At 68.0% G+C, this 16893-nt stretch carries 14 protein-coding genes; 4 read left to right on the top strand and 10 right to left on the bottom strand.

Going from position 1 to position 16893, the window contains the following annotated elements:
* Window positions 1-80 precede the first annotated feature (80 nt).
* Together AVL48_RS09740 and AVL48_RS09735 are read right to left on the bottom strand one after the other, a co-directional pair.
* Window positions 81-2348 carry a serine/threonine-protein kinase gene (locus AVL48_RS09740; RefSeq protein WP_061980506.1) on the bottom strand — a complete coding sequence of 756 codons (2268 nt, stop codon included), beginning with the start codon at window positions 2346-2348 and terminating at the stop codon, window positions 81-83.
* The gene (locus AVL48_RS09735; protein WP_061980507.1) at window positions 2339-4576 is read right to left on the bottom strand and encodes a protein kinase domain-containing protein; all 2238 of its coding nucleotides are present in this window, start codon (window positions 4574-4576) and stop codon (window positions 2339-2341) included. The genes AVL48_RS09740 and AVL48_RS09735 overlap by 10 nt, the downstream gene beginning before the upstream one ends.
* A gap of 118 nt (window positions 4577-4694) precedes the next feature.
* Here AVL48_RS09735 and AVL48_RS09730 point away from each other — a divergent pair, with 118 nt between their 5' ends.
* The 4 genes from AVL48_RS09730 to AVL48_RS09715 all read left to right on the top strand — a co-directional run bounded on the left by AVL48_RS09730 (window position 4695) and on the right by AVL48_RS09715 (window position 8490).
* Window positions 4695-5765: an HpcH/HpaI aldolase/citrate lyase family protein gene (locus AVL48_RS09730; RefSeq protein WP_061980508.1), complete on the top strand. Its 1071-nt coding sequence runs from the start codon at window positions 4695-4697 to the stop codon at window positions 5763-5765.
* Between the two features lie 11 nt (window positions 5766-5776).
* On the top strand, window positions 5777-6631 hold the full coding sequence (locus AVL48_RS09725; protein WP_061980634.1) for an HpcH/HpaI aldolase/citrate lyase family protein: 855 nt from the start codon (window positions 5777-5779) through the stop codon (window positions 6629-6631).
* Window positions 6632-6707: 76 nt separating this feature from the next.
* Window positions 6708-7835, top strand: coding sequence for an AAA family ATPase (locus AVL48_RS09720; protein WP_061980509.1), 1128 nt, complete (start codon window positions 6708-6710; stop codon window positions 7833-7835).
* Complete coding sequence (locus AVL48_RS09715) at window positions 7828-8490, top strand: DUF4276 family protein (protein ID WP_061980510.1); 663 nt, start codon at window positions 7828-7830, stop codon at window positions 8488-8490. Before AVL48_RS09720 ends, AVL48_RS09715 begins: the two co-directional genes overlap by 8 nt.
* A 65-nt stretch (window positions 8491-8555) precedes the next feature.
* On the opposite strand, the gene AVL48_RS09710 is transcribed toward AVL48_RS09715, so the two are convergent.
* From AVL48_RS09710 to AVL48_RS09675, 8 genes are read right to left on the bottom strand one after another with little or no spacing between them, the layout of a single operon-like run.
* Window positions 8556-9935 carry an amidase gene (locus tag AVL48_RS09710; RefSeq protein WP_061980511.1) on the bottom strand — a complete coding sequence of 460 codons (1380 nt, stop codon included), beginning with the start codon at window positions 9933-9935 and terminating at the stop codon, window positions 8556-8558.
* A gap of 11 nt (window positions 9936-9946) precedes the next feature.
* Window positions 9947-10705, bottom strand: coding sequence for an SDR family NAD(P)-dependent oxidoreductase (locus tag AVL48_RS09705; protein WP_061980512.1), 759 nt, complete (start codon window positions 10703-10705; stop codon window positions 9947-9949).
* A complete protein-coding gene (locus AVL48_RS09700; RefSeq protein WP_061980513.1) occupies window positions 10702-12123 on the bottom strand; it encodes an aldehyde dehydrogenase family protein in 1422 nt (473 codons plus the stop codon). Before AVL48_RS09700 ends, AVL48_RS09705 begins: the two co-directional genes overlap by 4 nt.
* Complete coding sequence (locus tag AVL48_RS09695; RefSeq protein ID WP_082857596.1) at window positions 12116-12886, bottom strand: ABC transporter ATP-binding protein; 771 nt, start codon at window positions 12884-12886, stop codon at window positions 12116-12118. The genes AVL48_RS09700 and AVL48_RS09695 overlap by 8 nt, the downstream gene beginning before the upstream one ends.
* Window positions 12883-13629, bottom strand: a complete 747-nt coding sequence (locus AVL48_RS09690) for an ABC transporter ATP-binding protein (RefSeq protein WP_061980514.1) — start codon at window positions 13627-13629, stop codon at window positions 12883-12885. The genes AVL48_RS09695 and AVL48_RS09690 overlap by 4 nt, the downstream gene beginning before the upstream one ends.
* Entirely contained in the window at window positions 13626-14438 is an 813-nt protein-coding gene (locus tag AVL48_RS09685; protein WP_061980515.1) for an ABC transporter permease, read from the bottom strand. The genes AVL48_RS09690 and AVL48_RS09685 overlap by 4 nt, the downstream gene beginning before the upstream one ends.
* On the bottom strand, window positions 14438-15382 hold the full coding sequence (locus AVL48_RS09680; RefSeq protein ID WP_061980516.1) for an ABC transporter permease: 945 nt from the start codon (window positions 15380-15382) through the stop codon (window positions 14438-14440). The genes AVL48_RS09685 and AVL48_RS09680 overlap by 1 nt, the downstream gene beginning before the upstream one ends.
* Entirely contained in the window at window positions 15379-16869 is a 1491-nt protein-coding gene (locus AVL48_RS09675) for an ABC transporter substrate-binding protein (RefSeq protein WP_061980517.1), read from the bottom strand. Before AVL48_RS09675 ends, AVL48_RS09680 begins: the two co-directional genes overlap by 4 nt.
* Between the last annotated feature and the right edge of the window lie 24 nt (window positions 16870-16893).

The following is a 16893-nucleotide window of genomic DNA, read 5'->3' as shown; positions in this document are numbered from 1 at the left end:
AGTCGCGGCGACGGACGTAGTGCCTTGCGCCATTCGGCTCAGTGAATGGTCATTCCACTGTGGACCGTCGCAGGTCAGCCTCAGGAGACCGTCGCGGTCCGGAGGAGCTCTTCGAGCCCGGGGGTCTGCCATTCGTCCATGACGACGATCTGCTTCTCCGTAAGGAACCAGATCCGCTGGGTCACCTTCGCCTCGCCGCTCCCCCCGGTCTGTCCACGAGGAACACAGTTGACGATCCACTCCTCGTAGGTCGCCGTCGCGGTCCCGATCGGCGCGGTGGCGGAAACCGTGGGCACGGCGTCACCCTCTTGGCGGAGGTCCTTGCGGCCGGCGGCATTGCAGGCGCGGCCTCCCGCGCTGCGGCGGTAGAACCCGCCCGGCCGATACGACGGCTGCTCCGCCGACTCCTGCGTGTTGTCGGTGACCAGGAAGTACCGGCAGTTGAAGTACTTCTTCGAGTCCGGGCAGCTCGAGTCGACGATGACCTTCTCGAGTCCCTGCGACTGCACCGACCACCCAGGCGGCAGGTGCAGGGTCAGCGCGCCGACGGAGACATCCGTGAGTCCTTGGGCGGGCGGCGCGGACGACGTCGCCTTCAGCGGCTTTCCGCCGGTCACGCCCGCGACGAGGTCCGGGTTCAGTAGGTCCGCCACCTTGTCGTAGGGCAGCGAGTAGTCCTGAACGGCGCAGGCGGTGGAGAAGCCGAGATCGGTCAGGTTGACGGTGACCTCGACGGCCGTCGGCGTGAAGGCGAGCCACGCCTTCCGCTGGTCGGTGAGATCCGCCGCCTTGAGCGGCCGGTACGGGAAGGTGGTGCTGACGGGACCGCACTGTTCCTTGTCCGGCCAGATCCGTTCGGTGAGGGCCAGCAGGCCGTCGTCGGTGAACTTCCCGGGGGCGAACAGCTCCTCGGGGGCGAGCGCCTTACCCGCCTTCAGGTCGATCGTCACCGTGGCCCGGCCGTAACCCCAGGTCGGATGCGGTTTGTTCGCGAGATCGTGCGAGTAGCGGACCGAGAGGTACCGCTCGTTCTGCGAGCGCACGTCGGTCTTCGTGAGGAGCGTGTACGGACCGCGTTCCGGCTCCAGTTTGGCGGCGCCGGGGCCGGTTTTGCGGTTCCATTCGTCGATCGGGGCCGCCAGTGCGTCGTTGACCCGCTTCAACCAGGCTTGGTCGGTGGTCCCGGTCACTTCCGGGTAGTCGCCGCTGTAGGCGATGTTCGTACCGGGGACCGTCCCGGTCTTGGTCTTCATGGCGACCTTCAGCGCGACAGCCTGCTGGGTGGTCGGCGGCGATGGCGGCGGCGTGCTCGCGTCGGAGAAGACGACCACCGAGCCGACCACTGCCGCTGTCGCAGCGACGACGCCGACGGCGATCTTCAGCCCGGCCGCGATCCCGCCGGTCGACGCGGCGACCGCGCCCGTTCCGGCGGCGGCGACGCCGGGCGCGGCCGCCGTCCCGGCACCGAGCAGGACCAGCGGTGTCGCCGCGACGAGAACGCCCGTCGCCTTCGCCAGCCGTGACCAGCCCTTGCGTTCCCAGTCGTCGCCGTAACCCGCGCGAGCGACGCGTTCCAGTTCGCCGACGAAGGTGAGCGCGTCGGCCGGCCGCTTCGAAGGGTCCTTCGCCATTCCCAACGCGATGATCTCGTGCACCGGGTCGGGAGCCTCGCCGAACGGGATGGGCGCGTGCTGGTGGAGCGTCCGGAGTATCTCGGTTTCTTCGGCCTGGTACGGGCGGTGCCCGGCGACGCACTGGAAGAACACGCAGGTCGCGGCGTAGACGTCGGTGGCGGGAGTGGCCTGACCACCTGCCCACTGTTCGGGCGCCATGTAGGCGGGGGTGCCGACGGAGGGGCCCCGTTCACCCGCCAGGACGGCCGTGCCGAAATCGACCAGTTTGCTTTCGCCGGTGTCGGCGACGAGGACGTTGCCCGGTTTGTAGTCCCGGTGGACGACGTTGACGGAGTGCGCCGCGGCCAGGCCGAGCAGCGAACCTTTCAGCACCGCGAGCGCGGCTTCGGGTTCGAGAGCGCCTTCGGCCCGAAGCACGGAAAGCAGGGAGACGCCGTTGATCGCCTCCATCACGATCGCCGCGCCCTGCGGTGTCTCGAAGAATTCGTACAGGCGGACGACGTGCGGGCTCGTCACCCGGTGCAGCGCCAGTGCCTCCTGCCGGAACGCGGTCAGGTAGGCGGGGTCGGCGGCGAAGCGGGAGAAGAGGTACTTGATCGCGACGACATGACCCGTGTTGTCCTGGCGGGCCAGCACCACGCGGCCGAAGGTGCCCGTGCCCAGCTGCTCCAGCTCGGTGAAGCCGGGCAGTCTCCACTCGTCACTCAGTTCCACCGTGCCTCTTCCAGAATCTTGTCGAGACCTGGAGTGTTCCACTCGTCGACGATCACGAGCTGCGTTTTCGGCAGGAACCAGACCCGCTGGGTGACGGTACCGCCGCCAGTGCACGTGAGCCGCCACTCCTCGTACGCGGCTCTCTTCGTTCCTACCGGCCGCAGCTCCTTCTTCTGCAAGACGGGTGAACCCTGCGATTCGCCAGGCGCCCCGATCGAATGACACGGACGCGGACCGAACGAGCGGTTGTACGGTTTGCCCGGTTCATACGCCGGAGTGGCCGGGTCCACGCGCGAGTTGTCGCTGAAGAGGACGCCCGCGCAGTGGAAAGGCTGCGTGCCGCTGTTCGAGCACTGATCGTCGGTCACCAGGTAACGCTCGATGGGAGCGCTGGAGAGCAGCCACCATTTTTCCGGCGTGGTGATGGTGAAGGGACCGACGTTGTCCTCTTTGGTCCGCTTGCCCTGCGTGCCGCCGCCGGTGAGGCCGAGCAGGTTCGTGACGGTCGGACTCAACAGACCGGACAGGCGGGCATAGTCGACGGTGACCTCTGTCGGATCGCAGGCGCGCGGGAAGCCGAGCGCGGAACCGTAGACGAAGAACCGCATGCCGTTCGCGGTCGGCACCGCCTGCACGATGGAGTCGTAGTCGAAGGTGTAGCGCGCCGACATCGCGTCCACCGGGAGGTGCTCGACGTCGTTCCGTGCCCCGGTGAGGCAGTCACCCGGCTTCGCGGCCTCCAGGATCTGGTCTTCCACCATCCGCATCCGGGCGGCGGTGCCGTCGACGTTGTCGAAGAGATGCGCGGTGGAGATCTGCTCACCCTTCGTCAGGTCGATGACGATCGGGCGGATGCTGAACCCGCCGTGGTTGCCGAACTGGATGGAGTCGATCGAGCGTTTGTAGACGACCGAGAGGACTTTGTCGTCCTTGCGGAGGATCTCGGCCTCGGTTTTCATGTGCGGGATGTCGCCGTCGGGTTCCTTCTGCGGCCGGTAGCTGTCCGGCCAGAAGTTCTCGAGCCAGCCGTCGATGGGCGCCATCAGCGCCTTGTTGACCCGCTCTTCCGCCGCCTTGTCCTTCAACCCGCTGATCCGGACGTACTTGCCGTTGTAGTCGTAGCCGTCGAGTTTCTCGGTGCGCGTGAGCAGGTCGACCTGCATCGCGGCGAGTGTCGTCGTCTGTGGCGGCGCGGAGGCCTGGTCGTCGCCGTTGGCGTTCACCACCACGACCGTGCCGACGGCGGCCGCGGTGACGGCGGCGATCGCGGCGGTCACCTTGAGCCCGAGCGCGATCCCGCCGCCGGTGGTCGCCGCGCCGCCCGCGATGACCGGCGCGGCGGCGGTCCCGGCCCCGAGCAAGGCCAGCGGGGACAGGGCGACCAGGACACCGGCGCCCTTGGCGAGCCAGTGCCAGCCGTTGCGTTCCCAGTCGTCGCCGTACGCCTTCCGCGCGGACGTCTCCAGTTCGGTGACGAACTCGGCGGCACCCGACGGCCGCTGGGCGACGTCCTTCGCCATGCCGCGCGCGATGAGGTCGCGTACCGGTTCGGGGACCTCACCGAACGGGATCGGCGCGTATTCGTGCAGCGTGCGCAGCACTTCGGTCTGATCGGCCTCGTACGGCCGGTGCCCGGCGACACACTGGAAGAACACGCAGGTCGCGGCGTAGACGTCGGTGGCGGGGGTGGCGACCCCGCCGGACCACTGCTCGGGTGCCATGTACGCGGGTGTGCCCGCGGCGACACCGGTCTGCCCGGCGAGTACGGCGATGCCGAAGTCGACGAGTTTGCTTTGCCCCTCTCGGGTGACCAGGACGTTGGCCGGTTTGTAGTCGCGGTGGACGGTGCCCGCGGCGTGCGCGCCCGCGAGGCCGAGCAGCGAACCCTTGAGGATGGCCAGCGCGGCTTCGGGTTCGAGCTTCTCCTGGCGACCCAGGATCTCTTTCAGGGAGATCCCGTGCACCGCTTCCATGATGATCGCGGCACCTTGCGGGGTTTCCACGAACTGGTGCAGACGGGCGATGTGCGGCCCCGAAACGCGGCTCAGGATCTGCGCCTCATGGCGGAATTCAGCCAGCCGTCGTGGGTCCGCCGCGAACCTCGCGTACAGGTATTTGATGGCCACGACCTGGGCGGATTCGTCGTGCCGCGCCAGCACGACCCGGCCGAAACCGCCCTCGCCCAGCGACCCCATCTCGGTGAAACCCGGCAAGGCCCAGTCGTCCACAGAATCCTCCGCGATGCCCGATCGTGTCCCCTTGGAGGTGAGCTGCGCCGCAGCGGTTCCCCGGGTTCCGGGTTTAGGGTTACTCGTCGGTCACTTGGCCCGTTGCGATGGAGGAACGATGCGTTCGCCGAAGGATTTCTTCGCCCCGCTCGCGGTGGGGGCGCCGGAACCGCTCCGCCAGATCCCCGTGCCTCCTTCGCGGATGATCCACTTCTTCGATCCCAGCAACGAGAAGATGGCCGCCAAGGTCCCGGACATCGCCAAGAAGGTCGACGTCCTGCTCGGGAATCTAGAGGACGCGGTGCGCGCCGACCGCAAGGAGGCCGCGCGGAACGGGCTCGTCTCCATCGCGAAGTCGACCGACTTCGGCAAGACGCAGCTGTGGACCCGCGTCAACAGCCTCGACTCGCCGTGGGTGCTCGATGACCTGATCACCCTGGTCACCGAGATCGGCGACAAGCTCGACGTGATCATGGTGCCGAAGGTCGAAGGCGCGCAGGACATCCACTACGTCGACAGGCTGCTCGCGCAGCTCGAAGCGCGGGCCGGCCTGACGAAACCGCTGCTCGTGCACGCCATCCTGGAGACCGCCAGCGGCGTCGCGAACGTCGAGGAGATCGCCGGCGCGAGCCCCCGCATGCAGGGCATCTCCCTCGGCCCGGCCGACCTCGCCGCGAGCCGCCGGATGAAGACCACCCGGGTGGGTGGCGGACACCCCGGTTACCTCGTCCGCACGGACCCGACCGGCGAAGACCTGAACGAGGGGCGCACGACGTATCAGCAGGACCTCTGGCACTACACCGTCGCGCGGATGGTCGACGCCTGCGCGGCGAACGGGATCCTGCCGTACTACGGGCCGTTCGGCGACATCCGCGACGTCGTGGCCTGCGAAGACCAGTTCCGCAACGCGTTCCTGCTCGGCTGCGTCGGCGCGTGGAGCCTGCACCCGGTGCAGATTGACATCGCAAAAAGGGTGTTCTCGCCGTCCCCCGAGGACGTCGCCTGGGCGCGGCGCGTGATCGCCGCGATGGGTGACGGCACCGGTGCCGTGATGATCGACGGGAAGATGCAGGACGACGCGTCCGTGAAGCAATGCCGCGTGGTCGCCGAACTCGCCGACGCACTGGCCGCCGACGACCCCGAACTCGCCGCCGCCTACGACGCGGCCACCAAGGAGGCCCTCTCATGACTTCCGCGGCTTTGAAGCCCCGCCGCTCGGTGCTGTACATGCCGGGCGCGAACGAAAGAGCGCTGGAGAAGGCGAAGACGCTGGACGCGGACGCGCTCATCCTCGACCTCGAAGACGCCGTCGCGCCCGACGCGAAGGAAGCCGCACGTGAACGCGTTTGCGCGGCCGCGTCGTCGAAGGAGTACGGCTCGCGCGAGGTGACCATCCGCGTGAACGGCCTCGACACCGAATGGCACGACGCGGATCTCCGTGCCGCCGCACAGGCCGGTCCGGCCGCGATCGTGGTGCCGAAGGTGAATTCCGCCGCCGAGGTGCACAACATCGAGCGCGCGCTGGAACTCGGCGGCGCACCCGACCACACGAAGATCTGGGCGATGGTCGAGACGCCGGTCGCGATGCTGCACGCCGAGGAGATCGCGGCGGCGTCCGAACGGCTGACCGTGCTGGTCATGGGCACGAACGACCTGGCGAAGGAACTGCATGCCGAGTTCGTCCCCGGCCGCGCGCCGCTGCTCGGCGGGCTTTCGCTGGCGCTGCTGGCCGCACGTGCGACCGGCAAGGCGATCCTCGACGGCGTCTACAACGACGTCCAGGACCTCGAAGGCTTCGAGGCCGAATGCGTTCAGGGGCGCCAGTTCGGCTTCGACGGCAAGACACTGATCCACCCGGCCCAGCTCGAACCGTGCAACCGGATCTTCGCGCCGTCGAAGGAGGAGATCGAACGGTCGCGGAAGATCATCTCGGCGTTCGAAGAGGCCAAGGCGGCCGGACAGGGCGTCGTGACCGTGGACGGGCGGATGATCGAAAACCTGCACGTGGACAACGCGCGGCGGATCCTGGCGCTCGCCGACGCGATCGGCAAGTAACGCGTTTCGTCCTCTGAATGCGGTAGTTGCGTGTTCAAGTAGGCAACTCATATGGACGCCTGCCTAAGCTGTGCACATGACCCGCCAGCAGCTCACGTCGATCGAGATCGAGGGGTTCACCTCGATCCGTTCGGCGCGCGTCGAACTAGGCGCGATGAACGTGCTCATCGGCGCGAACGGCGCGGGCAAGAGCAACTTCGTCCAGGCCTTCGAGCTGTTGGGCAGGATCAGCGAAGATCTGCTGAACCTGTTCGTGGGACGCAACGGCGGCGCGTCGGCGCTGATCAACGACGCCGCGGACACCATGCGGATCAGCCTCAAGTTGGATGCGCCGCCCAACAGCTACCAAGCCCATCTGGCGGCGGCACCCGGCGAAGAACTGATCTTCGACGAAGAAGTGATTTCGTACCACGGCCCTGGCCACGAGCAGCCGTGGTCGAAATCGATCGGACGTGGACACCGGGAAAGCCGCCTTAGCGAGGTCGTTGAAGAGCGCGGGACGAACTCGGTGGCTTCGCACATCACTGAGCTGCTCAAAGGCTGCCGCGTCTACCACTTCCACGACACAAGCGCTGACGCGCCGGTGAAAAGGCTGACTCCGACCGCGGACGATCTCGCGCTGCGGGCGGACGCGGCGAACATCGCCGCGGTTCTGCTGCGGCTCCGGGACAGCGAAGATCCGGCGGACAAGGCCGCGTACCGCCGGATCATCGGCGCGATCCGGCTGGTCGCCCCGTTCTTCCGCGACTTCGTCCTCCAGCCCGACAGCACCGACCGCATTCTGCTTCGCTGGCATCGGCAAGGTTCGGAGACGATCTTCTCGGCGAACCAGATGTCCGACGGAACACTTCGTTTCGTTTGCCTGGTAACCCTGTTGCTGCAACCGGAACTTCCGGCACTCGTCGTGCTCGACGAGCCGGAACTCGGCCTCCATCCGTTCGCCATCGTCCAACTGGCGGACATGCTGCGATCGGCATCCACTCGCAGTCAGGTCCTGATCGCCACCCAGTCGGTGACGCTGATGAACCAGTTCTCCGCCGAAGACCTGATCGTCGTCGAACAACGAGCCGGGAACTCGGTCTTCACCCGGCCGAACAAGGCGGCATTGGAGAATTGGCTCGACGAGTACTCGCTCGGTGAGCTCTGGGAGAAGAACCTCCTCGGTGGCCAGCCGGGATCGTTGGGCAGCGTTCTCGATGCCTGACCAAAAGCGTCTGCACCTGTTGGTGGAGGGGCAGACGGAGGCGACCGTCGTCCGCGATGTGCTCTCTGGCCACCTACAGCGCCAAGGCTGGCTCGTCACCTACTCGACCGTCCGCACGCAGACATCGTCCAAGACCTATCGAGGTGGGGTCACGTCGTGGCCGAAGCTACGACGAGAGCTCAAGGAACTACTCGCGAGCGCACACCTCACCGTCCTTACGACGCTGTTCGACTACTACGGTTTCCCCACTGACGCACCGGGAATGGCCACTCGACCGGCGGGAACCGCCACCGCCAAGGTCGAGCACGTCGAAAAGGCGATGAAGACCGAGATCGGCGATCACCGATTCGTTCCCCACCTCGTGCAGCATGAGCTGGAGTCGTGGGTTTTCGCCGCCGGGGACCAGCTCGCCGAACTCCGCGACGACCCGACGGTGGCCGAGCGGATCACTCGAGATTGCGCGGAATCCGGCGGGCCGGAGCTGGTCAACGACGACCCGAAGAACGCACCCTCGAAACGCCTCGCCCGATACTGCCCTGGCTATACGAAGACGCTCGAAGGACCGCTGGCGATCGCCGATCTGGGCATCGAAGGCCTCCGAGCCCGGTGCCCGCACTTCGCCGATTGGCTGGCCACGCTCGGCTCCCTGGCGTGACGCGTTTCGTCCTCTGAATGCGGTAGTTGCACACGCAAGTACCGCATTCAGAGGACGAAACGGGGTCAGGGCCAGGGGCGGGGTGTGGGGCGAAGGGTTTCGTAGGCGGCAGCGGCGCGTAGGACGTCGAGGTCGGCGAAGCGGCGGCCGCTGATCTGGAGGCCGATGGGCTGGTCGTCGCCGGTGTAGCCGCAGTTGATCGAGACCGCGGGCTGGCCGGACATGTTGTACGGCACGGTGAACGCGATGTGCTCGAAAGGCCGCCGAGGGTCGTTGGTCGGTGACGGCCATTCCGCGGGCGGGGCCGAGACCGGGCAGGTCGGCGACAGGACGACGTCGAAGCGTTCGGTGGCGCGCAGGGTCGCGACGGCGATGGCGTCGATCTGCGCGAAGCCGCGGTAGGCGTCGACGCCGCTGACGTCGGCGCCGCCGGCGGCCCAGTCGGCGATGTACGGCAGCACCTTCGCGCGGCGCTCTTCGGGCAGCTCCGACAGGTCCGACCAGGCACGGACGCGCCAGAAGGTGTCGAGCCCGTCGAGCATTTCGCGGCGCAGGAACGACGAAACCTCCTCCACCACGGCACCCGCGCTCTCGAACAGCTTCGCGGCTTCGGTAACGGCGGCGATCGTCTCCGGCAGCACCGGGAGTCCGACGTCCGGGTCGAGGTGCAGCCCGACCCGCAGCCCCTTGACCTCGCAGGACAACGTGGTCCAGTCGAGCGAGGCGGGTGGCAGCGAAAGGTGGTCGCGACCGTCCACACCGGACAGCACGCTCATCAGCAGCGCGGTGTCGGCCACGGTCCGCGTCATCGGCCCGGCGACGCGGCCGAGGAACGGCGGATCCACCGGCACCCGGCCGAAACTCGGCTTCAGTCCCACCAGCCCGCACCATCCGGCGGGCAATCGGATCGAGCCGCCGATGTCGGTGCCGACATGCAGTGGGCCATAACCGGCGGCGGCCGCGGAACCGGCTCCGGCGCTGGAACCGCCGGGTGTGCGCGCGAGGTCCCACGGATTCCGCGACGCGGTGTGGAAACTCGACAGCCCGGACGTCAGCATTCCGTAGTCCGGCATGGTCGTCTTGCCGAGCAGGACACCGCCGGACTCGCGCACGCGGGCGGCCGCCGGGGCGTCTTGAAACGCCGGCGTCAATTCAGAAGCGGCCGTGCCGAGTGGGACCGGCGTACCGCGGGTCGCGATGTTCTCCTTGAGCGTCAAGGGAACGCCGTCGATCGGCCCGAGCGGTTCCCCAGTGTGCCAGCGGCTCTCGGACGCCTTCGCGTCTTCTCGCGCGGCGCCCGGGTCGTACGCGTACAGCGCGTGCAGCTCGGGTTCGCGCGTCTCGACCCGCGCGAGGACCGCTTCGGTCACCTCGACCGGCGACAGCGTCCCGGCGCGGTACTGGGCGACCAGTTCGACAGCGGTCAGGTCGGGCAACTCCGGCACAGCGGGCCTCCTCACGTAGCGGGCGGTTCGAAGCGGCCGTCGACCGCGGTCCAGCCGCCGTCCACCGCCAGCACAGCTCCGGTCACGAACGACGACGCGTCCGAGGCCAGGTAGACGACGGCGCCGGCGAGTTCGTCGGGACGAGCCCATCGGCCGAGCGCGCCCTTGGTCGCGTAAGCGTCGTACCAGGCCGGATTCGCTTTGATCTGCGCTGTCAACGGGGTCTCGACGACACCGGGCGCGATCGCGTTCACCCGCACCCCGGCCGGGCCGAATTCCGCCGCGGCCGTGCGGAAAAGCTGCACCAGCCCGGCTTTCGTCGCCGCGTACGGACCCTGCCCCGGTTCGACGGTGGTGCCGCGGATCGAGGAGAACCCGATGATGCTGCCCCTCCCGCGCTCGACCATTCCGGCACCGAACGCGCGGACGACCTCGAACGTCGCGCCGAGGTTCAACGCGATCACCCGGTCGAATTCCTCGCGCGTGTACTCGAGCAGTCGTTTGCGCACGTTCGTCGCGGCGGTCAAGACCACGACGTCGATCTCCCCGAGTTCCTCCACCGCTCGTGCGGCGGCACCGGCCGAGAGCAGGTCGATCTCGTACGCCTGCCCCGCGCCGGTTTCCTCGGCGGCGGCCACATCGCGGTCGGCGACGATCACCTCGGCGCCATGGGCGGCCAGCGCACGCGCGGCCTCGCGGCCGATCCCGCTGCCACCGCCGAGCACCACGGCTCGCCGTCCGTCGAGACGGAACAGGTTCTCATAGCTCACGGCCGCAGCACCGCCATCCTCGTCACGGTCAGTTCTTCGACCGCGAACCGCGGCCCTTCCCGCCCGATCCCGGAGTCCTTCACGCCGCCGTAGGGCATGGTGTCGGAGCGGAAACCGGGTACCTCGTTGACCACCACGCCGCCGACTTCGAGTTCGTCGAGCGCGCGGAACGCGGTCTTCAAGGACGTGCTGAACACGGAAGCGTGCAGGCCGTAGCGTGACGCGTTGACCGCTTCGAATGCCTCGTCCACGTCCGCCACAGTGCGGATACAGACGACCGGGCCGAAGATCTCCTCGTCCCAGCATTCGAGGCCGTCGGGCACGTCGAGCAGCACCGTCGGCCGCGGCACAGTGCCGTCCACCCCGCCTCCGGCCAGCCGCGCACCCGCCGAAGTCGCTTTGTCGACCCAACTTTGGACGCGCTGAGTCGACGCTGGGTCGATCAGCGCCGACACCCGCGTCTTCTCGTCACGCGGGTCTCCCGCGACGACCTCGCCGAGCCGCGCCAGCAGCCGTTCGGTGAACTCTTGGGCCACCGCCTCGACCACCAGCACCCGCTGCACCGAGATGCACGCCTGCCCGGACGCGTAGAACCCACCGCGCAGCACCGCGTCCACGGCGGCGTCGAGTTCGGCGTCCTCGGCGACGACCAGGGCGGCGTTGGAACCCAGTTCCAGCAACGTCTTCGTGGGCGCCGCGTCCCGTGCGATCCGGTGTCCGACCAGCGCGGAGCCGGTGAACGACACCGCGCCGACGCGCCGGTCCGTGACCAGCGCCGATCCGACAGCCGCGTCACCGGTGACCAGCTGGACCATCGACGGCACGTCGGTCAGCTCGCGGACGAGGTGGACCAGCCACAACGTCGCCAGTGGGGTCTGCGGCGCGGGTTTCACCACGACCGGGCAACCGGCCGCGATGGCGGGCGCGATCTTGTGCGACGCCAGCAGCAGCGGGTAGTTGAACCCGGCGATGCCGACCACGACACCGATCGGTTTGCGCTTCCAGAATCCGACGAGCCCGTCACCGGACGGCAGCAGGTCGAGCGGCACGGTCTCCCCGTGCAGCCGCGAGACCTCTTCGGCGGCGGCCTGCCAGGTGACGATCGTGCGAGCGACCTCGACCCGGCAGTCGACCAACGGCTTTCCGGTTTCGAGGACCAGAAGCTGCTCGAATTCCGAGCGCCGGGCTTCCAAGGCCGCGGCGACGTCGTTCAAGAGTGAACGCCGCGTACGTGACGGCAAGGCCGCGACCTGCTTGAACACCGCAACTGCCTCGTCGATCGCCCGGGTGGCCAGCTCCGGTGTCCCGACCGGCGCGCGGCCGATCTCGCTTCCGTCGTAGGGGAAGGTCACCGGTGCTATGTCCATAGTGGACACCCAGCGGTCACCGATCGGCAGGCCTTCCGGATACTCAGCCATCGTCCCCTCCCCGCAACCGCGCCAGCTCGGCCCGCAGATTCGGCGCGGCGGCCAGCAGTTCCCTGGTGTATTCGTGTTGTGGCGCGTCGTAGACCTGGTCGACGTCGCCCAGTTCGACGATCTCCCCGCGCCGCATCACCGCGACCCGGTCGCAGACGTGCCGCACCACCCCGAGGTCGTGCGAGACGAAGATCAACGTCAACGAGTACAGCTCGACCAGGGACGCGAGCAGGTCGAGGATCTGTTTCCGCACCGAGACGTCGAGCGCGCTGACCGGTTCGTCCGCGATCAGGACGCTCGGGTTCGGCGCGAGCGCCCGTGCGATCGAGATGCGTTGCCGCTGCCCGCCGGAGAACTGGTGCGGATACCGTCCGGCGGCGTCTTCCGGCAGGCCGACTGCCTGCAGCAACTCGGAGACCCGCGCGGGATCCCGGCGACCCAACGGCTCGGAAATGATGTCGCGCACCCGCATCCGCGGATCGAGCGAGCCCATCGGATCCTGGAAGACGATCTGCAGTTCCGACCGCAGGAAGCCGAGTTCGCGCTCGGGCAGGGTGTCGACGCGCTTGCCCTGGAACGAGACGCTGCCCGCGGTCGGCTTGTCGAGGGCGGCCAGCAATCTGACCAAAGTGGACTTCCCCGAACCGGACTCGCCGACGATGCCGAAGCGCTGACCTGCCTCGACGTCGAACGAGACGCCACGCAAGGCGTGCACATCGCGCCGCTGATAGCGGCGTTCCAGGTCCCGGACTTCGATCATCATCGGCTCGCCCCCAGATCCGAAGCAGCCAGCAGTTTCTCGGTGTACTCGTGCTTCGGCGTGGTCAGGACTTCGCGCGTGGTTCCGGACTCGACGATCTCGCCGTCCAGCATCACCAGTACCCGCTCGCAGACCGACGCCACGACGGCGAGGTCGTGCGTGATGAACAGCAGCGCGCTCTCCCGCTCCCGGACGCCGTCGAGGATCAGATCCAAAATCTGCGCCTGCACGGTGACGTCCAGCGCCGTCGTCGGCTCGTCGCAGATCAGCAGCTTCGGATCGTTGGCCAGCGCGATCGCGAGGACGACGCGCTGCCGCTGCCCGCCGGACAGCTGATGTGGATACGCACGAGCGACACCAGGCAAGCCGACGGACTCCAGCAAGGCCTCGGCCTCCGCACGCGCGTTCCCGCCGTCGCGGTGGATTCGGATCGGCTCCGCCACCTGCGCGCCGACGCGCATCGCCGGGTTCAGCGCGGTCATCGGCTCCTGGAACACCATCGACATCTCGTTGCCGCGCAGCCGCGAAAGCTCCTTCTCCGGCGCGCCCAGCAACTCGCGGCCGTCGAGCTCCACCGAGCCGGACGCGGCGAGTTCTTCGGGCAGCAGTCCCATGATCGCCAACGCCGTCAACGACTTTCCCGAACCGGACTCGCCGATCAGCCCGACCCGCTCACCTCGCGCGATGCCGAACGAGACGTCGCGAACCAGGTCGCCGATCCCGAGGCCGTGGACTTCGAGGGTCATAGCCGCGCCGCCAATCGGGGGTCGAGGCGATCACGGAGGCCGTCCCCGAGCAGGTTGAAGCCGAGGACCGCGATGGCGATCGCGACCCCTGGCACGAGCGCGAGCCGCGGGTGCAGGGTCAGGAACACCTGCGATTCCTGCAGCATCCGGCCCCACGACGGGGTCGGCGGGCGCGTGCCGAAACCGAGGAACGACAACGCCGCTTCCGCGAGCACGGCGATCGCGAACGACACGGACGCCTGCACGATCAGCAGCCCGGAGATGTTCGGCAGCACATGCCGGGCCGCGATGTTCAGCCGCGACCGGCCCGCCGACCGCGCGGCCAGCACGAACTCGCTGCTCATCACCTGCAGCGTCCCCGACCGCGCGATCCGGGCGAACGACGGGATGGTCGCGATGCCGATCGCCACCATCGCGGTCAGCGTGTCCGCCCCGAACACCGCGCCGAACATGATCGCCAGCAGCAGCGCGGGGAACGCGAGCACCAGATCGTTGACGCGCATGACGAGTTCGCCCAGCCAGCGCGACGACATCCCGGCGAGGATCCCCAGCGGCGTCCCGATCAACGCGGCGATGCCGACCGCGACCACGCCGACGTACAACGTCGTCCGCGCGCCGACCATGAGCTGGCTGAGCACGTCACGGCCGAAGCTGTCCGTGCCGAGCAGGTTCGAGCCGCTGAACCCGTGCAGCCGGCCGGTCGCGTCGACCCGCACCGGGTCGAACGGTGTCCAGACGAACGAAAGCAGCGCGGCGAGCACGATCAACGCGATCAGGACGGCGCCGATGAGGAGACTCCGGTCGCGCATCAGGAACCCCGCAATCTCGGGTCGAGCACCGTGTAGAGGACGTCGACCACGAAGTTCACCAACAGCACGCCGACCACCAGTACCAGCACGATCCCTTGCACGGACAGCAGATCGCGCGACGCCACCGAGTCGAGCAGCATGCTGCCCAATCCCGGCAGGACGAACACGCGCTCGACGACGACCGCGCCGACCAGCAGCGTCGCCAGTTGCAGGCCGAGCACCGTCACCACCGGCACGGCGGCGTTGCGCAGTCCGTGCCGGAACAACGCCTGGAAGGGCCGAAGCCCCTTGGAACGCGCCGTGCGCAGATAGTCCTGCCCGAGCGTGTCGAGCACCGCGGACCGGACGTATCGGGTCAGCACGGCCCCCTGCACCAGTCCCAGCGACAAGGCGGGAAGAACCAGGCCACGGAGGAATTCGCCGGGATCCTGCACCGGCGGCGTCCAGCCACCGGAGGGCAGCCACCGCAGCTGCACCGCGAAGATCTGCACCAGGATGATGCCGGCGAGGAACGCGGGGATCGCGACACCGAGCTGCGACAGCCCGGAAACCGCGGTGCCGTCGGCCTTCCGGTGCCGCACCGCGGCGAACGTCCCGGCCGGGACGGCGATCAGCAACGCGACCAGCATTCCGGCGCCGACCAGCCACAACGTCACCCCGAGCCGGTCGGCCAGCGCCGGCCCGATCTCCTCGCGGGTGACGTACGAGCGGCCGAAGTCGCCGTGGGCGACACCGCCGATCCAGTCGAAGTACTGCGTCACCAGCGGCCTGTCGATGCCGAATTCCGCGCGGGTTTTCGCGACCAGTTCCGGTGTCGCATTGACGCCGAGCGCGACCTGCGCCGGATCACCCGGCAACACGGCCATGAACAGGAACACCACGATCGACGCGACCAGCGCACTGGCCACGAGGATCGCCAAGCGGCGAAGGATCCGGACCGTCATCGCGGCGCCAATCCCGTGAGATCGAAGGACTCGCTGACCTGGTTGCGCACGAAGCCGGTCACCTTGTTCTTCGCCACGATCACGTTGGGGAACAGGAAGAGCCAATCCGCGGCGGCGTCCTCGGACAACTGCCGGGCGACCTTCCGCATCGCTTCGATCTGTTCCTGGGGAGTTCCGCTGTCGGCCTTCGCCAGGTTCTGCTGGACGGGCTTGCTGTCGTAACCCCAGTAGTACTTCGGCCTGCCGAAGGTGACGATGTCGCGTGCCTCGACGTGCTGGATGATCGAGAGGTCGTAGTCGTGATCGGTGAAGACCTGCTTGAGCCACACGGCCGGGAAGTCCAGCGGCTCGATCGTCACCGTGACCCCGACGTCCGCCAGCTGCGACGCCACCACCTGCGCGGCCGAGACCGCGTACGGCAGGTTGGGAATCCGTAGCCGCAGCGGCGGAATCGGCCGTCCGACTTCGGCGAGCAGGGCTTTCGCCTTCGCGGGGTCGAACGGGTACGCGTTCGAGAGATCCTCATACCAAGGGTCCGTCGGCGGGACCATACTGCCGATGAGCGTGCCGCGCCCGGCCCAAGCCGTGTCCAGCAAGGCTTTCCGGTCGATCGCGTAGGACAACGCGCGCCGGACGCGGACGTCGTTCAGCGGCGGGCGGGCGTTGTTGAACGCGAGCGTGACCTCGCTGTTGGTCGTGCCTTCGACGACGGTGAACCGGTCGTCGCTCTGGAACTGCGGGATCGAATCCGGCACGGTGATCGCGGAGATGACGTCGATCCCGTTGCTGAGCAAGGCGTTGTTGAGCGCCGTCGGATCCTTGATGTACTTGAGCACCACCGTCGAGTACGCCGGTTTCGTACCCCAGTACGCGGGATTCTCCTTGAGCACGATGGAATCGCCGCGCCGTCGTGAGGACACCGTGTACGGCCCGGTGCCGACCGGTCTATTCGCCAGATCCGCGATCCCGGTCGGGCTGAACATCGCGCCGAGACGGCTGGTCAGGCTGAACAGCCAGCCGTTGCTGGGCTTCGTGAGCACGACCCGCGCGTGATCGGGCGCCACGACGTCGACCCGGTCGACGACGTCCATTGTGGACTTGATCGACACGGTCCAGTCGGTTTTGACCCGCATCAGCGAGAATTTGACGTCCTCGGCGGTGAACGGCGCGCCGCTGCTGAACTTCGCGTTCTTGCGCAGTTTGAAGTCGTAGGTCTTGCCGTCGGGGGAAATCGTCCACGATTCGGCCAGCAGCGGCACGATCTTCGCGTCCGCGTCGAGTTTCACCAGGCCCTCGTAGACGTTGTAGAGCAAGGCCTGCGGGATGGCGGCGCCGTCGGTGCGGGTGAAGTCGAAGTTCGCGGGTTCGGCGGGGTACCCGACGGCGAGTGTGCCGGGATCCTTGGCCACCGTGGCGCTCGAACCGGCGGAGCAGCCGGACGCCACCAGCAGCAACGCCACCACTGCCGCGTGAATCCGGGCTTTCATCCTGCCCCCTGACCGGTAGACTGG

Origin of the sequence: Amycolatopsis regifaucium, assembly GCF_001613935.1 — a bacterium.
Classification (GTDB): domain Bacteria; phylum Actinomycetota; class Actinomycetes; order Mycobacteriales; family Pseudonocardiaceae; genus Amycolatopsis; species Amycolatopsis regifaucium.
This window is presented reverse-complemented; position numbering and strand designations above follow the sequence as displayed.